Here is a 15152-nt window from a genome sequence, read left to right as displayed (position 1 = left end):
CCATCGATGCCATCCGTACCTGCAGAGAGCACCGCAACAGACTCATCCGATGCTCGCAACAGGGTGGCAGCATACAGCGCAAAATGTTGATTTCGACCCCCCACCCCTGCTCGCTCCTTTGTCTCCACACAATCAGAATCCAAGATCTTTAATGGAAGCTCAACGGTTACCTCGCCGGAGGAGATGAGGCAAACACGTCTATGCTTCCGCCTAAGAGAGCGAAGCCGTTCCAGCAAATATTCAGCGGCAGCCCTGTAGCTCCAATCGTCGCAGGTATCGTCAACCACCACGTAGAATCCAAGATCTTTCGCGCGGCGCTCGACGACCATTGCGAGGTCGGCCGACGACAGCAGGGTAAGCGCATGTGCATCCAGTTGCGGGGCTTTGGGAGTTTCAGGGAGTTGAGTCGATAAGAAAAACTGCTTAACCGCGCTCGGAACTCTCTCCATTAGCCGATATCGCTCCAGAATCTCTCTGCACTGATCTACGGTAGAGGTGTCTGGCAACGTCGGTCCAGAGGCTAGCGAATCCAAAGACCCCGAAGGCACATCCGACACCAGCAGGGAGTAATTTAGGATGCCCTCAGCCTCAAGAGCCAGCCGCCCTCCCTTCACCGCTGAAAAATGCTTCCGAACACAATTGATCTCCGCTATCGAACCTCCACAATGAACCAGCTCTCGATAAAACTCCACCAGATCTTCAAGCGAGATCTTTGGGTCGAGTGGTAGCTCCATCATCGCGGACCCGCCTCCGCTTAGCAAAAACAAGCAGAGTGTCTCTTCTTTCCCCCCCGATGCATCGCGTAGCGAGCGCACAAGCTCTATGGCAGCCTTAGCTCCGTCGATCGAAGCTTCATTCGGTGTTGGATGGCCGCCAGCATAAAATCGAAAACCCAACGGCAGATCGTCGGGCCTGTGGTTGGCAATCAGCAGCCCTGATAGATCGCACTCAGGCAACCCCTGCAGAGAAGGGAGCATTGCCTGCAGCATCGCGGGGGCAGCTTTACCCACGGCTACTATCCCGATCCGGCGCAATCGTCCCAGATCGATCACATCGTCGCCAAAGGTCAGCAGCCTTCTGCCGTCCGGTCCTGTGACACGCTTCACCTTATGGGCAAACGCCTGCTCCATACTGCAATCTGCAAGAGATTGCAGAAAGAGACGGCTGGCAATTTTTCTTAGGTTAGGTTGCGCTCCCATCATGCAAAGGCCTTGTTCACGCCGGGCTCCTTCAAACAAAATGAAACATCACCCGCCAGCTCATAAAGTCTTCTCCAACAGATCAACCGGCATAATCTCTTGGATAAAATCACGCCGCCGCATACCTCTTGTACCATGTTGGAACGTCCTGTCTTCAGCCTCGCTAAACCACCCGGGGATACTCAACATCGTGATCTGGAATCAATCCTACTTCCTCTTCGGGCACGGCTTGATATTCTCGGTTGTCCTCGCCTCCTTGCCGGTCCTGACCCTCTTGGTTCTCTTGGGTGTGATGAGAAAGCCAGCTTGGGTCGCTGGCCTGTCTGGACTAGCAATTACTTTGCTGCTTGCAACCGTTGCCTACGGAATGCCTCTCCGCACCGCAATCAGCGCAGCAGCAAACGGCGCAGCCTTCGGAATCCTCCCCATCTCATGGATCGTCTTCTGGGCCATCGTCCTCTTCCACGTCACCGTAGAAACCGGCCACTTCGAGATCATCAAAGACTCCGTCGGCCGACTCACCCCGGACTGCCGCCTGCAGGCGCTCCTCATCGCATTCGCCTTTGGAGGATTTCTCGAAGGAGCCGCAGGCTTCGGCACCCCTGTCGCAATCGCATCCACCATGCTCATAGGCCTTGGATTCACCGCCTTCAGCGCCTCCGCAATCTGCCTCTTAGCCAACACCGCTCCCGTCGCCTTCGGCTCCATCGGAATTCCCATCATCACGCTCGCGGGCACAACCGGCCTCCCGTTAGACAAGCTCAGCGTAGCCGTAGGCCGCATCTGCACACCGATGTCCCTTCTGATCCCCGCATACCTCATCGTGGCAATGGGCGGCTTCGGCTCTCTGTCAGGCATATGGGCTCCCACTCTCATCGCCGGTGGCGTCTTCGCGATCATGCAACTCTTCGTTTCGACATACCTCGGCCCTCATCTTACCGACATCTTCGCCGCAATCGCCACCATTGCCGCACTGGTCCTGTGGTTCAGAACCCATCGCAGCAGCGACCAGAACACTATGCTCACACCAAGCGCGGCAGATTCATGGAGGCGCTTCGCCTGCACTAATGCCGACGGCACCAGCACCGGCAGCGACGAAGAACGAAAAGTGCCTCCCGCACACAGTACCCGGGAGATCCTCTACGCATGGCTTCCCTACGCACTTCTGGTCGTATGCGTTCTCCTGTGGGGATGGGCACCCTTCCAATCGATTCTCAATAAAGCGACCATCCTCATTCACTGGCCTTATCTCGACAACGTCGTGCAGCGCGTTCCTCCCATCGTCGCCAACCCTACGCCCTATCACGCGATCTATAACCTCAACTTACTCTCTGCATCCGGAACCGCCTGCATGACAGCATCGCTGCTCTCCGCGCTCTGCCTGAAGATGAGACCACGCGACTTCCTTCGCGTCATCGGCAAAGCGATCAATCAGCTCAAGCTCCCTACCGTCACCGTCACCTCCGTGCTTGCACTTGCCTTCCTCATGAACTACTGCGGAGCGACCGCCACGCTTGGACTGGCCTTCTCTGCCACCGGACGTGCCTTCCCGTTCTTCAGCGCGCTCCTCGGCTGGATCGGCGTCTTCCTCACCGGCTCCGACACCTCCGCCAACGCCCTCTTCGGCAACCTTCAGGTCGTCACCGCCGGTCGGCTCGGCTTCGATCCTGTACTCATGGCAGCGGCTAACTCCTCTGGAGGAGTCATGGGCAAGATGATCAGCCTTCAGACCATCGCAGTCGCCGCAGCCGCCACAGGCCTCACCCAGGCTGAGCAGTCAAAGCTCTTTCGCTTTACCCTCAAACACAGCATCCTGCTCGCATGCATCGTCGGCTTGGTAACGATGCTCTACACCTACGTCTTTCATCTCTAGATCTCATCTTCAAAAGGAGCATCAAACTCGCATGGCAAAGCTTGGATTTCTCGGTTTAGGCATCATGGGCGGCCCAATGGCGCTCCATCTCATCGAAGCAGGTCATCAGGTCGCCCTCTGGTCGTTCAGCAAAGGCAAGGTCGACGCCCTCGTAGCCAAAGGCGGCATAGCCTGCGCCACACCTGCTGAAGTCGCGAGCCAGAGCGACTGCATCTTCCTCTGCGTCGGCAACACAGAAATGTCACGCAAGGTCATCCTCGGCAAAGATGGCCTCGTCGAAACCGCCACCAACGGCTCCATCATCGTCGATTGCAGCACCGTCTCCCCCTCCGCCAGCCGCGCCATCGCTGCGGAACTGGCCGAAAAGGGCATCGACTTCCTCGACGCACCCTGCACCGGATCGAAGGGTGGCGCAGAGGCCGGCACCCTCACCTTTATGGTAGGCGGCGCAAAAGATATCTTCGAAAAGGTGCGCCCTTACTTCGAAGCTATGGGCAAGCAGCTCTACTATTGTGGAGCTGCAGGCATGGGCCTCCACGCCAAGCTCTCACAAAACATGATCCTCGGCAATCTGCTTCAAGCCTTCAACGAAAGTCTTATCCTCAGCACCAAGGCTGGTGTCGATCCCGAGATGATGCTCGATATCCTCAACAACAGCGCCGCCAAATCAGGCTTAATCTCGATCAAGGCACCCCTCGTCTTTGCGCGAAACTTCACCACCAACTTCTCCGTAAAGTGGCTCGAAAAAGACATGGAGCTCATGCTGGAGTCCGCTGCGGAGCTCAACGTTCCCGCACCGCTCACAGCACTCTCGCGCCAGCTCTTCCGCGCTGCCATCGCAAAAGGCTACGGCGAAGAGGACATCTGCGGTTCGATCCGAGTTATGGAAGAGATTGCAGGCTGTACCGTTGCAAGCAAGCCAAAGTCCTGACATCTGCGAGATTGCCATACTAAGCCTTGCCCCCTGTTATTTTTTGACTGGTAGAAGAAACAAGACAAAAACCTGCAAGTAAGAATATGGTTGCAGACGGGTAGTTAAACTTAATGGTGAGGAAGCGTGCGCGTGTTGAACCGTAGAAACTTTCTGAAGGTAGCCGGAACCGCAGCAGCAGAGTCCATTCTTGGCGCAAAGATGTACGCGCTTACAGCCGTTCAAAGCGAACCCACCGAAGCCGTTTCCCCCAACGACCACATCCAGATCGCCTTGATCGGAGCGGGCATACAAGGTCAGGGGGACACCAAAACCGCAATCCAGGTCCCAGGAGTAAAGCTCGTGGCCGTAGCAGACTGCTACGACGGTCGCCTGCAACACTCCAAGGAACTCTGGGGCAGTGATATCTTCACTACGCGCGACTACAAGGAGATTCTGGCTCGCAAGGATATCGACGCCGTCATCATCGCCACTCCGGACCACTGGCATAAGCAGGCCGCCGTCGACGCGATGAAGGCAGGCAAAGACGTCTACTGCGAGAAGCCGATGATCCATCTCTACTCGGACGGGCCCGAGATCATCGAGGCCGCACGATCCACCAACCGCATCATTCAGGTTGGCAGCCAGCGTGTAAGTTCGATCATCTACGCCAAAGCTAAAGAGCTGCTCGCCTCCGGTGCCATCGGCCAACTCAACATGGTCACCGCACGCTGGGATCGTAACTCCTCGCTCGGCGCGTGGAACTACACCGTTCCTCTCGACGCTTCGACGGAGACCTGCGACTGGCCGCGCTTTGAAGGCACAGCCCCCAAAATACCTTTCAACGCAAACCGATTCTTCCAGTGGCGTAAGTGGAAGGCGTACGGAAGCGGCGTAGCAGGAGATCTCTTCGTCCATCTCTTCAGCGGGACCCACTTCATTACCGGCAGCAACGGCCCCACGCGCGCCATGGCGACTGGAGGCCTGCGCTTCTGGAAGGACGGCCGCGACGTCCCTGACGTCATGCTCGGTCTCTTCGACTACGCCCAGGGCTTCAACCTCAGCCTGCGCGTCAACTTTGTGGATGGTGGCGAAGAGAGTGAAGGTCTCATCTTCACTGGCTCGGAAGGCACCATGGAGATCGCCGGGAACACGGTCAGCGTAAGCCGAACCCCACTCCAGAAAGAGCCTGGTTACACCGTCGGCACCTTCACCGATGCGATGCAAAAAAGCATAGTCGAAAACTACCGGCAAAAGTATCCGGCGACCCACCCCTCGGAAGCGCCGTTTGTCGGCGTAGAAAAATATGTAGCTCCAGCGGGATACAGCGACAGTTTTGACCACTTCAAAAACTTCTTCTCCGCGGTTCGCACACGAAAACCCGTCGTCGAAGACGCAGTCTTTGGCTTCCGCGCTGCAGGAGCAGCCCTGCTGAGCAACCTTAGCCTCGAACGCGGCGAGATCGTGAAGTGGGATCCCGACTCCATGAAACTCATCTAGCAACCTCACCGTCTCATAAGTTCCGCTGCACGAAAATCCCGGAGAAGTCATGACGAGTACTACGACAAGTCGGCGAAACCTGCGAAATCAACGAACGACAAGAAGAGTCGCTTTCTTTTGCCTCGGCCTGGCATTCACCATGCAAGCGCCGTCACAGAAGATCCCCGCGCACAAGTCTGCAATCGTACTGTTCGATGGATCGAACCTCGATCACTTCGACACCTTTCTGAAGACCAAAGGCCTCAACTCAGACCCCGATCAGGTATTCAAAGTCGAGAACGGTGTGATTCACATCTCCGGAAAAGAGATGGGGTACATCATCACAAAGCAGAACTACCACGACTTCTATCTACGAGCCGAATTCAAATGGGGCGTCGGCACCTTCGGCGAGAGAGAGGGCAAAGCCCGCGACAGCGGCATCCTCTACGACATCCAGGGCGAGCAGAAGGTGTGGCCTCAGTCAATCGAAGTTCAAATCACCGAAGGAGGCACCGGTGATTTCTGGATGACCGACGGAGCCGCGCTCACCGGCCGCGATGGAGTGCGCGTCACTGGACCTCCCGGCAGTGCCTCGAAGATCGACCACTTCGGCAAAGGTCCGTCGCAAAATGTCGTTGGTTTTCGCGACACAATCGGCGATCTGGAAAAACCCTACGGCGAATGGAATCTACTCGAGTTGGTGACCCACGGAGACAACGTAAAACAGTACGTCAACGGGAAGCTTGCCAACGAAGGGACCAACCCCTCCCCCGTCGAGGGCAAGATCCTCTTTCAATCCGAAGGCGCCGAAGTCTTCTTCCGAAACATCAAGCTCTATCCGCTGAAGTAGCTGCGCGTAGTCACTGCAGTAACACGTGGCGCGAGAATCAGCCTGCAGCTCATCATTGTCTCGATCTTCATAACAGTCGGCCAACTCATAGCTTGAGCAAGACACCATCGCTGTTACTTGGTCAAAGCCGTAATCACTTCCGCAAACTCCGGCCACCCCGCGCACATCTGTTCGCGCTGGCCCTCCTCATAGTCTTCGAACTCAAACCCAGGACTCACCGTGCATCCCAACAACGCCCATCGACCACCCTCAACTAACCGCGACCCCTGCCACACTCCACGCTTCACCACCACCTGTGGCTTTTGACCATTCAACAGATCCCTCCCAATCACCACCATAGTGCCCCGATTTCCCTCCGTGAGTTGCAACATCTCCACCGCATCCCCAGCGTAGAAATGGAAGATCTCATCCGACTTCAGTCGGTGCATCTCGCTGAACGTCTCCGGCTCCAGCAAGTAGTAAATCGCAGTGCCCGTCCGCCGCTCCCCCGTGTATCTTCCATCCTCAAACGACTCGGCACTCACCACCTCTGCGGCCTCATAGGTCCGGACATACCACCCACCCTCTCGCGGGTGCGGCTGCAGCCCAAGTAATTTCTTAACATCCTCTGCCGTCATCAAGCCCTCTCACGCTATGCTGGTACCACTCCATCCATTTTAGTTTCTCGCCTCACAGGAGCCTGACCTGATGCCCATCCGCACCCGCCTGGAGCACTACTTCGGCTTCTCCGCGCACGCCACCGACTGGCGAACCGAGATCCTCGCCGGTCTCACCACCTTCATCACGATGGCCTACATCATCTTCGTGAACCCCTCGCTCCTCAGCAAAACCGGGATGCCTCTCGCCGCCGTCACCACCGCCACCTGTCTCTGTGCGGCCTTCGGCAGCATCCTCATGGGAGCGCTCGCCAACTACCCTCTCGCCCTCGCGCCCGGCATGGGTCTTAACGCCTACTTCACTTATACCGTCGTCCTCGGCATGGGCGTCCCCTGGCAAACCGCTCTCGGCGCCGTCTTCCTCTCCGGCATCATCTTCCTCGCCCTCACCTTCACCGGAATCCGCCAGCGCCTCGTCTCCGCCATCCCCCATCAACTCCACGCCGCAGTCGGTGGAGGCATCGGTCTCTACATCGCCTTCATCGGATTCCGCAACGCCGGCATCATCGTGCCCAGCGCAGCAACCACTGTCACGCTGGGAAACCTGCGCGCCCCCGGCACCGCGTTGGCCATCTTCGGCCTCCTCCTCATCGCCGTCCTTCAGGTTCTCCGTGTCCGCGCCTCGATGCTCATCGGAGTCCTTACCACCACCCTCCTCGGCGTCATCTTCCATCAGGTCCACTGGCAACCCGCATCCTACGACCTTACTGCTATCAAAACCACCGCCTTCCATCTCGACATCCTCGGCGCTCTCCACATCGGCGCCTTCGAGATCATCTTCGTCTTCCTCTTCGTTGACCTCTTCGACAACATCGGCACCCTCGTCGCCGTCACCCAACGCGCCAACCTCATCGCACCCGATCACACCATCCCTCGCCTCAATCGCATCTTTCTCGCCGACGCCAGTTCCACCATCCTTGGCTCGCTCACCGGCACCAGCACCGTCACCAGCTACATCGAGTCCTCCGCCGGAGTCGCTGCCGGAGGCCGCACCGGCGTCACCGCCATCGTCACCGGCATCCTCTTCTTCTTTGCTCTCTTCATCGCACCTGTCGTCGGAGCCATCCCCACCTTCGCCACCGCACCCGCACTCATCCTCGTCGGCGGCCTTATGCTTACCGGCCTCGGCGAAATCGAGTGGAACGACCCGCAGATCGGCATCCCCGCCTTCCTCACCGTCGCCACCATCCCTCTCACCTGGTCCATCGCAGACGGCCTTAGCTTCGGCCTCACCAGCTACGCCCTCCTCCAACTCCTCACCGGACGTGCCCGACGCCAAGACTGGATGCTCTATCTCCTCGCCGCTCTTTTCCTGCTCCGCTTTGTCTATCTGGTTCGCAAATAAGCTCCGATCCGCGCACTATCCACCCTGGCTTTTACCTTTGCCTCCGCCCTTGCGGAAGAATCGGAGCAGAAGCTGTGTAGAAGCTGATTCATAGACCAGCGACCCAGGCAGACTTAACTCCACCTCCGTACCCACTCCGGGCTCGCTCCAGACTGCCAACTGCCCGCTCATCCGCTTAGCGCGCTCCCTCATCCCAGGTAACCCCCAGTGCCCGGCACGCTCCCCATCCTCCAGAACTTTTTTGTCGATCCCCTTCCCATCGTCACGCACCCGCACTCGCATCGACATCCTCCCATACGTGATCTCTGCCTCAATCATCTTGGCCTCAGCATGCTTGAACGAGTTTCTCAACGCCTCTCGAACTATGTGATACACATCATCCCTGAAGATCGGATCGATTGGCCTTGCTGTACCCTCCTGGACAACCGAAAACTTCGGAGCGATCCCCTCTCCCAGATTGCTGCCAAGCTCCTCCCCCAACGTCTGAATCGCAACCGCAAGATCGTCATCGACCATAGTCGAAGCTCGTATGTCATAGATAGCGTTTCGTCCCTCCACCATAGCCTGATCCGCGGTCTCCAATGCCGTGTCCAGGCTCATGCCCGCCTTTGCAGGATCTCTGGGAATCAAATCACGCGCCGTCTGAAAATGAAGAATCAGCCCCTGAAAGCTTTGCAGCAGCGTATCGTGCAACTCACGTGCGATGCGCGTCCGTTCCGAGAGGCGTTCGATAAATTGAATATCCATGCGCGAGGTCACTTGACCCACGTGCCACCGATACACAATCCAGGCAAGGGCCGCGACCGCCGCAGCACAAAGCAACAAGAATAAGTTGGTCTGATAAAACGCAGGGACGATCGTGAAATTTACGGAAGACCCATTTTGATTCCACACTCCATCGCTATTGCATGCGATAACGCGAAAGGTATAAGAACCCGGATCAAGGTTTGTATATATCGCTTGTTGTGTCTCAACCGGTTCACTCCAGCCTCGATCGAATCCATCGAGACGATACTTGTATCGAACCCGCTCCGGTACTGAGAGACTCACGGCCGAGAAGTTCAGCATAACCCTCTGCCCTTCTGGCGGAACACGAACGGGCGCAGCCAGGTCGACCGGAACTCCGTCCACCGAGACCGCATCGACCTTGGCAACCACCGGAGACATCGCCTGCGCAGCGCGGATAGGATCCACAACGGAGAGGCCGTGGTTCATGGAAAACCAAATGCGTCCCTGGGGATCTGCGGCAACAGACCGCTGCCTCTTTACCCCCTCGACCCCCTTCAAGCCATCGACTATCCCATACTCTCGGATATCTTCTTCTTTATTGCTGCCGCTTAGCAGCCTGCTCCGCTTCACCTGCAGAACATGTTTCGAAGTCGCAACCCACAGCCACCCATCACGGCCCTCCGCGACTCCAAAGATCTGTTCGTTCAGGGACTCGGGTGCATTATGAGGTGTGTGGATTGTGCCCGAACTTATGTACGCCAGCCCTGCCGTCGTTCCTATCCACAGCAAGTGAGTCGAATCCTCAAACAGGCAATCGATATCCGGTGAGGGCAGACCGTCGGACTCTCGATAAGTTCGCCATTGCCCCTCCCGTGACCGCGCCGTCAGCCCAATCGGGGTGGCGATCCACATCGTCCCGTCGAATCCTCCCGCCATCGCCGTTACTGTGTTGGACGGCAATCCGTTCCCCTTCGCATAAGTTGTAAATCTATCGTCCCTCAACTCACTGACACCGCCGTTCAATGTACCTGCCCACACCACCCCATCGTGGCTCCGATGGACCGCATACACACTGTCCTGAGCCAGCCCGTCCGCCTGCGTGTACGTCTTGGCTTCATAACCGCCATTGCGAATACGTAACCGCGTCAGTCCGCCCTTCTGCCTACCGACCCATAACTCTCCATCACCTCCGGCGATGGAGTAGACCACATCTTTATCCAACCCTCCCGCGCTTACGCTCTCGATCTTTCCATCCTTGAGCCAGTGCAATCCCCCGTCGAGAGGAGCGAACCAGATCCGCCCCTCCGAATCGGCATACACCGGCCCCCCACTCTCTGAGCCCGAACCGCTCGCAATCCCATACGTCAGAAAAGGACTATCCCGTAGCCGTTCAATCCCTCGCGTCGTTCCCACCCAGATGTTTCCTTCACGGTCCTCGAATAGAGAGTTCACGGCAAGCTCGGCGGTCTCCTCATCCGAAGAAACGCCATGGGCATTTACTCGCAGAAGTCCGTGACTGGTTCCTAACCAGATATTTGCATCGCGGTCACGGAGTGCCGAAAGAATCTCGACGCGCTGCAGCGCTGCGGGAATCCCCTCCCGCGTAAGCTTCGAACCCGTCCAGCGCAGAACGCCTTTGTCGGTTCCAACCCAGAGTTCGCCCCCGTCCAGTGGAAGAAGACAGTCGATCTTTTCCCCACCCTCAACCGACGGAACCGCAGAGACCTGACCATCCTTCACATAGAACAGTCCCTTGTCTCGCGTGCCCAGCCAAATCACTCCGTCGCTGGTCTCTGCCATGGCAGTCACCGAAGAGTGAGGCTTTGCAAATCGATGAGTAGCCACACCCGTCGCCCAGCTCAGGCGGCTGGAGAGTTCATCATTTGCGGCCGCGTTCGCCGCGGAGCCAGCTCTCGCAGGCGTCTCAAGAATCTTGAACCTACCATCACGATAGTTAAGTGTGCCCAAAGCCAGCGAGGCCAGCATCGCCGAACCGTCTCTGCGCCTCCCAACAGACGTAATTCCAACCTCCGCCTCATCGTGGCCCACATCGAACCTTCCATCGTGATATCGCAGAACCGTCGTGTGATTCAGAAGAACCCAGAGGTTCGATTGAGAGTCTGCGATCAATCCCTGAACAGGCCCAATCTGCAGAGTCGTCGGAGTCTGTTGTTGGAAGACACGAAAGTTCAATCCATCGAAGCGTACTAAGCCCTTATCGCTTCCGATCCAAAGATAGCCATCCGCGGTCTGTGCCATCGAGGTCGCGGAGCCGCCCGTGAATCCTCTTTCCAGACCCCAACTCTCCCTTAAATATTGTGAGATTGCACGGTTAGGATCGACTGCATGAACCTTCTGGACGAGGCAAATCATGCCGAGTACGACAATCAGATTTACGACCAGCCGAGGTACTCTCATAACCCCATCACGGAAGATACTCGAACTTCTCCAGAACGACTTCACTCTCGTTTTGCATCGGATACTTATCGCTCGCAACGATATAGAACAAAAACTGCATCTTCTCGTGGCCAGACGACGGAACCCCGGACGTAAACTCATGCTCCGAAACCACCGGAGCACCAACACGCAAAGAACTTCCCCGCACAGTCTCAAACTTCACGCGTCCCGGCTCCCAATGAAACGAGTGGGTCAACACGCCCGGGGGCGCTACGAAAGGAGCAACGTTACCGGGGACGTAAAAGGGCTGAATCCCGAACTGCGCATTTTCTTTGTTGGTCGCATCGCCCCAGCGGCTCATCTCGACATCCATCTCACGATAGCTCTGCTCACCACCCCAATCATCGAAGGTGTTCAGACTTAAAACTACCGCCGGCTCCAGGTGCGACGTATCTCGAACAGTCACAATATAGGTTCCGTACCCCAGGCTTCGTGATAACTCCACCTCTGCGCACGACCACTTGTTTCCATTCTTCTTAATCCGAAGATGCAGCGCACCTGTAGAATCCGTCCACGCATTGTCACCGTTATAGAGAAGATTCATCCCCCCGCGATCTCCCGCGATCGTTCGAACTCCCCAGTCATACCCGCTGAACTGTATCGGGACCGTAGGTGCAATCTGGGGCTTGCCAACACCATCGACAATAGTCACTGCCGCTACAGATCCTCCGGCAACCGGAGCCGTATCCATCGTGGGCGCAGGCTTATATCCCGGATCGACCAGCATCGCAGCATATTTAAACCCAAGATGAGTATTCGTGCTCCAACTTGAATCTGGCTTGATCGTGATAAAAGGCTGATCGGGCCAGGGCTGCACCCACCACGGTCCGCTCATCGCATAAATAACGATCCGTTGACCCGACTGCGCGCCGGCGACGTTCCCCGAGATCGTATCCACTCGCTCGCGACCACCCTGCGCCGCCGGAGGAATCTTCACAAACTCAACGGAAGGACCGACACTCTTCTGCCGTGAATGGCACCCTGTAAGCAGATAGAGAGAGACAAGGAGACACGCTGCGGATCTGGCTGAAACCAAAAAATCCGCCCTTCGTCCCAGGCGAGAGCAAAATCTCAGCCGAAAACTGTTCATAGTAGCGGTCACAAAATATCTGGCCACTCGGAACCCCCAGGAGATCTATCAGTCGTTTCAATTGAGATAGCAATCATAGTCCATTAGCCCATCCCAATCCCCTCCTCATTCCAGAGTCTGCGCACCCCTCACCTCCGATCCGCCCGCCGCATACCCATCCACCCGACGCCGAAGGCCCCCACCTCATGGTGTAAACTATGGTCTTCCGCCCAACGAAGATGCGGCTGAAGTTTGCAGCCTAAGACCTGCAGCATGGACGCGGAGCGGATGCGAATGATGCGCCGGAGCACCCTCGGTCGAAGCTACGGGCGACCGTACCTGGAACCGCCCGGCAGACACCCGAACCTGGGCAATTGCACTACGTTCGTAAAAAAACACCGGAGTTTACATGGCAAAAGGCGTCAACAAAGTCTTCCTCCTCGGCAACGTCGGCAAAGACCCCGAGATTCGTTCCACAGCAGGCGGCACCATGGTGGCCAGCTTCTCTCTTGCCACCGCCGACCGTCAAAAAGATGCGCAAGGCAACTGGACCGACAAGAGCGAGTGGCACAACCTGGTAGCCTTCAACCGCACCGCTGAGATCATCCGCGACTACGTCAAAAAAGGCACCCAGCTCTACATCGAAGGCAAGATCCAGACCCGCTCCTGGGATGACAAGGACTCCGGCCAGAAGAAGTACCGCACCGAAATCCTGGTCAACGAGATGACCCTGCTCGGCAAGCCCGGCGGCGGTGGCAGCAGCGGCGAATCCACCGGCGGCTACTCCAAGTCCAACACCGCCAGCTACGACCAGCGCACCCCCTCCAGTCAGCCCGACTACGCCGACGTTGGCATCACCGACGACGACATCCCCTTTTGACGGCTACCGTATTGGTGTAAATAAAACATATATAGCTCGTAGTCGTAGTAGCTGTGGGAAGTGGGAAACGCGAAGCGTTTTCCAAGCGCGGGGTGGGAAAGTCGTTCTTTGACTTTTCCACCCCGCGTCTTTCACACAGCTTTTGGCCGCGGCGATTGTAAGACGGGCCCCTCGATCAAGGTCAGGCCATCGGCGAAATCAGTTTGCGGATCATGTATGACTTCGATTCCCTTGAGTCTGGCGCAGGCCGTTTTCGTGGATTTGAAGCTAAGCATCGAACGATTGCGATACCTAATGGCGCCGTGATCGGCTTCGATCGGGCTATCGAGGTACTTCACTTGGCGGTGATCGACGGAATTGTCCAGCAGCTTTCATGACCAGTGAAACCCAAAATTTGTGCTTGCCGGGAATATGAAGCCCTCTCAGGTGTTTCTCCTTCAAGGAAACTAACTATGAGTGAGCTAGTAAAAAAGCCAAGTACGGGATCAGATACGGACAGCAGCAACACGCCCGCGTTCCTGAACATCTTTGAGGACCAATTCGAATACGACAGCGAGCAGGTGGCTCAGGCTCGCGAGGCACACTGGTACGCGCAGACGCCGATAGGTCCGATCGTCCTGCGTCACGCCGAGGCATACGACATCTTGCGGGACAGGCGGTTAGTCTTAGCCGGTCACCGATACATGCGCTCTCAGAACATCACTGAAGGGCCGCTGTACGACTGGTTCACCGGGATGCTTGTTTCTCAAAACGGTTCTGACCACGCCCGTCTCAGAGGTCTGGTGAGCAACGTCTTCACGTCCAGGTTCGTCGCAACGCTAAGCCCGGCCATCCAGAAGATCGCCGAACTGCTAGCCGACGGTATCGCCGGGAGCCACGAGGGCGAGTTCATGGACGCATTCGCAGACCGATTCGCCGGGCTGGTGATATGCCAGATGCTCGGCGTACCGCCCGAGGACTACGACCAGTTCCATCACTGGGTACGAGACATCGGGCTGGTATTTACCACCGCCAGCGAGCGTCCCAGGACAGAGGCCGCCATCGTCGGCATGACCGGCTACATCGAGTCGCTGATCGATGCCAGGCGGCGTGACCTGAGAGAAGACCTCTTGTCCAGCCTCATCACAGCTGCGGATGGCGGCGATCGGCTCACGCCCAAGGAACTGACCGATATGGTCCTCCTGCTCTTCTGGGCAGGACAGGACACCACGGCGCTGCAGCTAGGCCGGGCGATGCTTGCCTTCGCCAACCATCCGGATCAGTGGCAGCTACTCAGGGAACGTCCTGACCTTGCCCCGCAGGCGGTGGAGGAGATCTGCCGGTATACCCCCCAGTCTCGAATAACCTTCCGATTCGCCGCCGAGGACGCGGTGTACCGGGACCTGAAGATCCCGGCCGAGTCGATGGTCCTGATCGGGATCGCAACCGGCAATCGCGACCCTCGCGCCTTCGAGAACCCGGAGCGATTCGACATCTCTGCGCCGCGGGAACGATCTAAGCAGCTGGTGTTTGGTGGAGGGGTACACATGTGCCTGGGCCAGCATATGGCTCGCCTCGAGATGGCAGTTGCGCTCACCGCTCTCACGCAGCGGCTGGGGCCGCCCTCGGTAGTGGGGCCCGTCGAATGGCTCCCACACACGGCGATGATCCATGGACCGCTCTCCCTCCCGCTTCGGTTTGGCAAGCGCTCCTGATGACGACGCAG

Annotated in this window: 12 protein-coding genes; 7 read left to right on the top strand and 5 right to left on the bottom strand. The window is 57.4% G+C overall.

Features of this window, described 5'->3' with window-relative positions:
• Positions 1 to 1130, bottom strand: a 1130-nt coding sequence (locus GSQ94_RS11750) for a glycerate kinase (RefSeq protein WP_158944034.1), incomplete at its 3' end; no start/stop codon positions are given.
• Between the two features lie 259 nt (positions 1131 to 1389).
• On the opposite strand from GSQ94_RS11750, the gene GSQ94_RS11745 reads away from it, so the two are divergent.
• The 4 genes from GSQ94_RS11745 to GSQ94_RS11730 all read left to right on the top strand — a co-directional run bounded on the left by GSQ94_RS11745 (position 1390) and on the right by GSQ94_RS11730 (position 6311).
• Positions 1390 to 3072 carry an L-lactate permease gene (locus tag GSQ94_RS11745; RefSeq protein WP_216843073.1) on the top strand — a complete coding sequence of 561 codons (1683 nt, stop codon included), beginning with the start codon at positions 1390 to 1392 and terminating at the stop codon, positions 3070 to 3072.
• Positions 3073 to 3103: 31 nt separating this feature from the next.
• Positions 3104 to 4003 carry an NAD(P)-dependent oxidoreductase gene (locus tag GSQ94_RS11740; protein ID WP_158944032.1) on the top strand — a complete coding sequence of 300 codons (900 nt, stop codon included), beginning with the start codon at positions 3104 to 3106 and terminating at the stop codon, positions 4001 to 4003.
• Between the two features lie 132 nt (positions 4004 to 4135).
• On the top strand, positions 4136 to 5482 hold the full coding sequence (locus GSQ94_RS11735; RefSeq protein WP_254063803.1) for a Gfo/Idh/MocA family protein: 1347 nt from the start codon (positions 4136 to 4138) through the stop codon (positions 5480 to 5482).
• A gap of 49 nt (positions 5483 to 5531) precedes the next feature.
• On the top strand, positions 5532 to 6311 hold the full coding sequence (locus tag GSQ94_RS11730; RefSeq protein WP_254063802.1) for a DUF1080 domain-containing protein: 780 nt from the start codon (positions 5532 to 5534) through the stop codon (positions 6309 to 6311).
• A 113-nt stretch (positions 6312 to 6424) separates the two neighbouring features.
• Here the strand turns inward: GSQ94_RS11730 and GSQ94_RS11725 are convergent, their stop codons facing one another.
• Positions 6425 to 6928, bottom strand: coding sequence for a cupin domain-containing protein (locus GSQ94_RS11725; protein WP_158944031.1), 504 nt, complete (start codon positions 6926 to 6928; stop codon positions 6425 to 6427).
• Positions 6929 to 6998: 70 nt separating this feature from the next.
• Between GSQ94_RS11725 and GSQ94_RS11720 the strand changes: the two genes are divergently transcribed.
• Positions 6999 to 8312, top strand: coding sequence for an NCS2 family permease (locus GSQ94_RS11720; RefSeq protein WP_158944030.1), 1314 nt, complete (start codon positions 6999 to 7001; stop codon positions 8310 to 8312).
• A gap of 15 nt (positions 8313 to 8327) precedes the next feature.
• Here the strand turns inward: GSQ94_RS11720 and GSQ94_RS11715 are convergent, their stop codons facing one another.
• Positions 8328 to 11459, bottom strand: a complete 3132-nt coding sequence (locus tag GSQ94_RS11715; RefSeq protein ID WP_158944029.1) for a sensor histidine kinase — start codon at positions 11457 to 11459, stop codon at positions 8328 to 8330.
• Positions 11460 to 11466: 7 nt separating this feature from the next.
• The gene (locus GSQ94_RS11710; protein ID WP_158944028.1) at positions 11467 to 12435 is read right to left on the bottom strand and encodes a hypothetical protein; all 969 of its coding nucleotides are present in this window, start codon (positions 12433 to 12435) and stop codon (positions 11467 to 11469) included.
• A gap of 541 nt (positions 12436 to 12976) precedes the next feature.
• Between GSQ94_RS11710 and GSQ94_RS11705 the strand changes: the two genes are divergently transcribed.
• Positions 12977 to 13447, top strand: a complete 471-nt coding sequence (locus GSQ94_RS11705) for a single-stranded DNA-binding protein (RefSeq protein WP_158944027.1) — start codon at positions 12977 to 12979, stop codon at positions 13445 to 13447.
• Between the two features lie 131 nt (positions 13448 to 13578).
• Here the strand turns inward: GSQ94_RS11705 and GSQ94_RS21830 are convergent, their stop codons facing one another.
• Positions 13579 to 13812, bottom strand: coding sequence for a DDE-type integrase/transposase/recombinase (locus GSQ94_RS21830; protein WP_371417499.1), 234 nt, complete (start codon positions 13810 to 13812; stop codon positions 13579 to 13581).
• An 87-nt stretch (positions 13813 to 13899) separates the two neighbouring features.
• On the opposite strand from GSQ94_RS21830, the gene GSQ94_RS11695 reads away from it, so the two are divergent.
• Positions 13900 to 15141 carry a cytochrome P450 gene (locus GSQ94_RS11695; protein WP_158944025.1) on the top strand — a complete coding sequence of 414 codons (1242 nt, stop codon included), beginning with the start codon at positions 13900 to 13902 and terminating at the stop codon, positions 15139 to 15141.
• Positions 15142 to 15152 lie beyond the last annotated feature (11 nt).

The sequence above is a fragment of the Granulicella sp. S190 genome, assembly GCF_009766095.1.
Classification (GTDB): Bacteria; Acidobacteriota; Terriglobia; order Terriglobales; family Acidobacteriaceae; genus Edaphobacter.
The sequence above is the reverse complement of the archived record's forward strand: the minus strand, read 5'-3'. Positions and strand labels throughout refer to the sequence as shown.

Coding starts and splice junctions, on each gene's coding strand:
- GSQ94_RS11730 (WP_254063802.1), top strand. CDS start 5,532: ATGACGAGTACTACGACAAGTCGGCGAAACCTGCGAAATCAACGAACG.
- GSQ94_RS11695 (WP_158944025.1), top strand. CDS start 13,900: ATGAGTGAGCTAGTAAAAAAGCCAAGTACGGGATCAGATACGGACAGC.
- GSQ94_RS11725 (WP_158944031.1), bottom strand. CDS start 6,928: ATGACGGCAGAGGATGTTAAGAAATTACTTGGGCTGCAGCCGCACCCG.
- GSQ94_RS11720 (WP_158944030.1), top strand. CDS start 6,999: ATGCCCATCCGCACCCGCCTGGAGCACTACTTCGGCTTCTCCGCGCAC.
- GSQ94_RS11705 (WP_158944027.1), top strand. CDS start 12,977: ATGGCAAAAGGCGTCAACAAAGTCTTCCTCCTCGGCAACGTCGGCAAA.
- GSQ94_RS11715 (WP_158944029.1), bottom strand. CDS start 11,459: ATGAGAGTACCTCGGCTGGTCGTAAATCTGATTGTCGTACTCGGCATG.
- GSQ94_RS11740 (WP_158944032.1), top strand. CDS start 3,104: ATGGCAAAGCTTGGATTTCTCGGTTTAGGCATCATGGGCGGCCCAATG.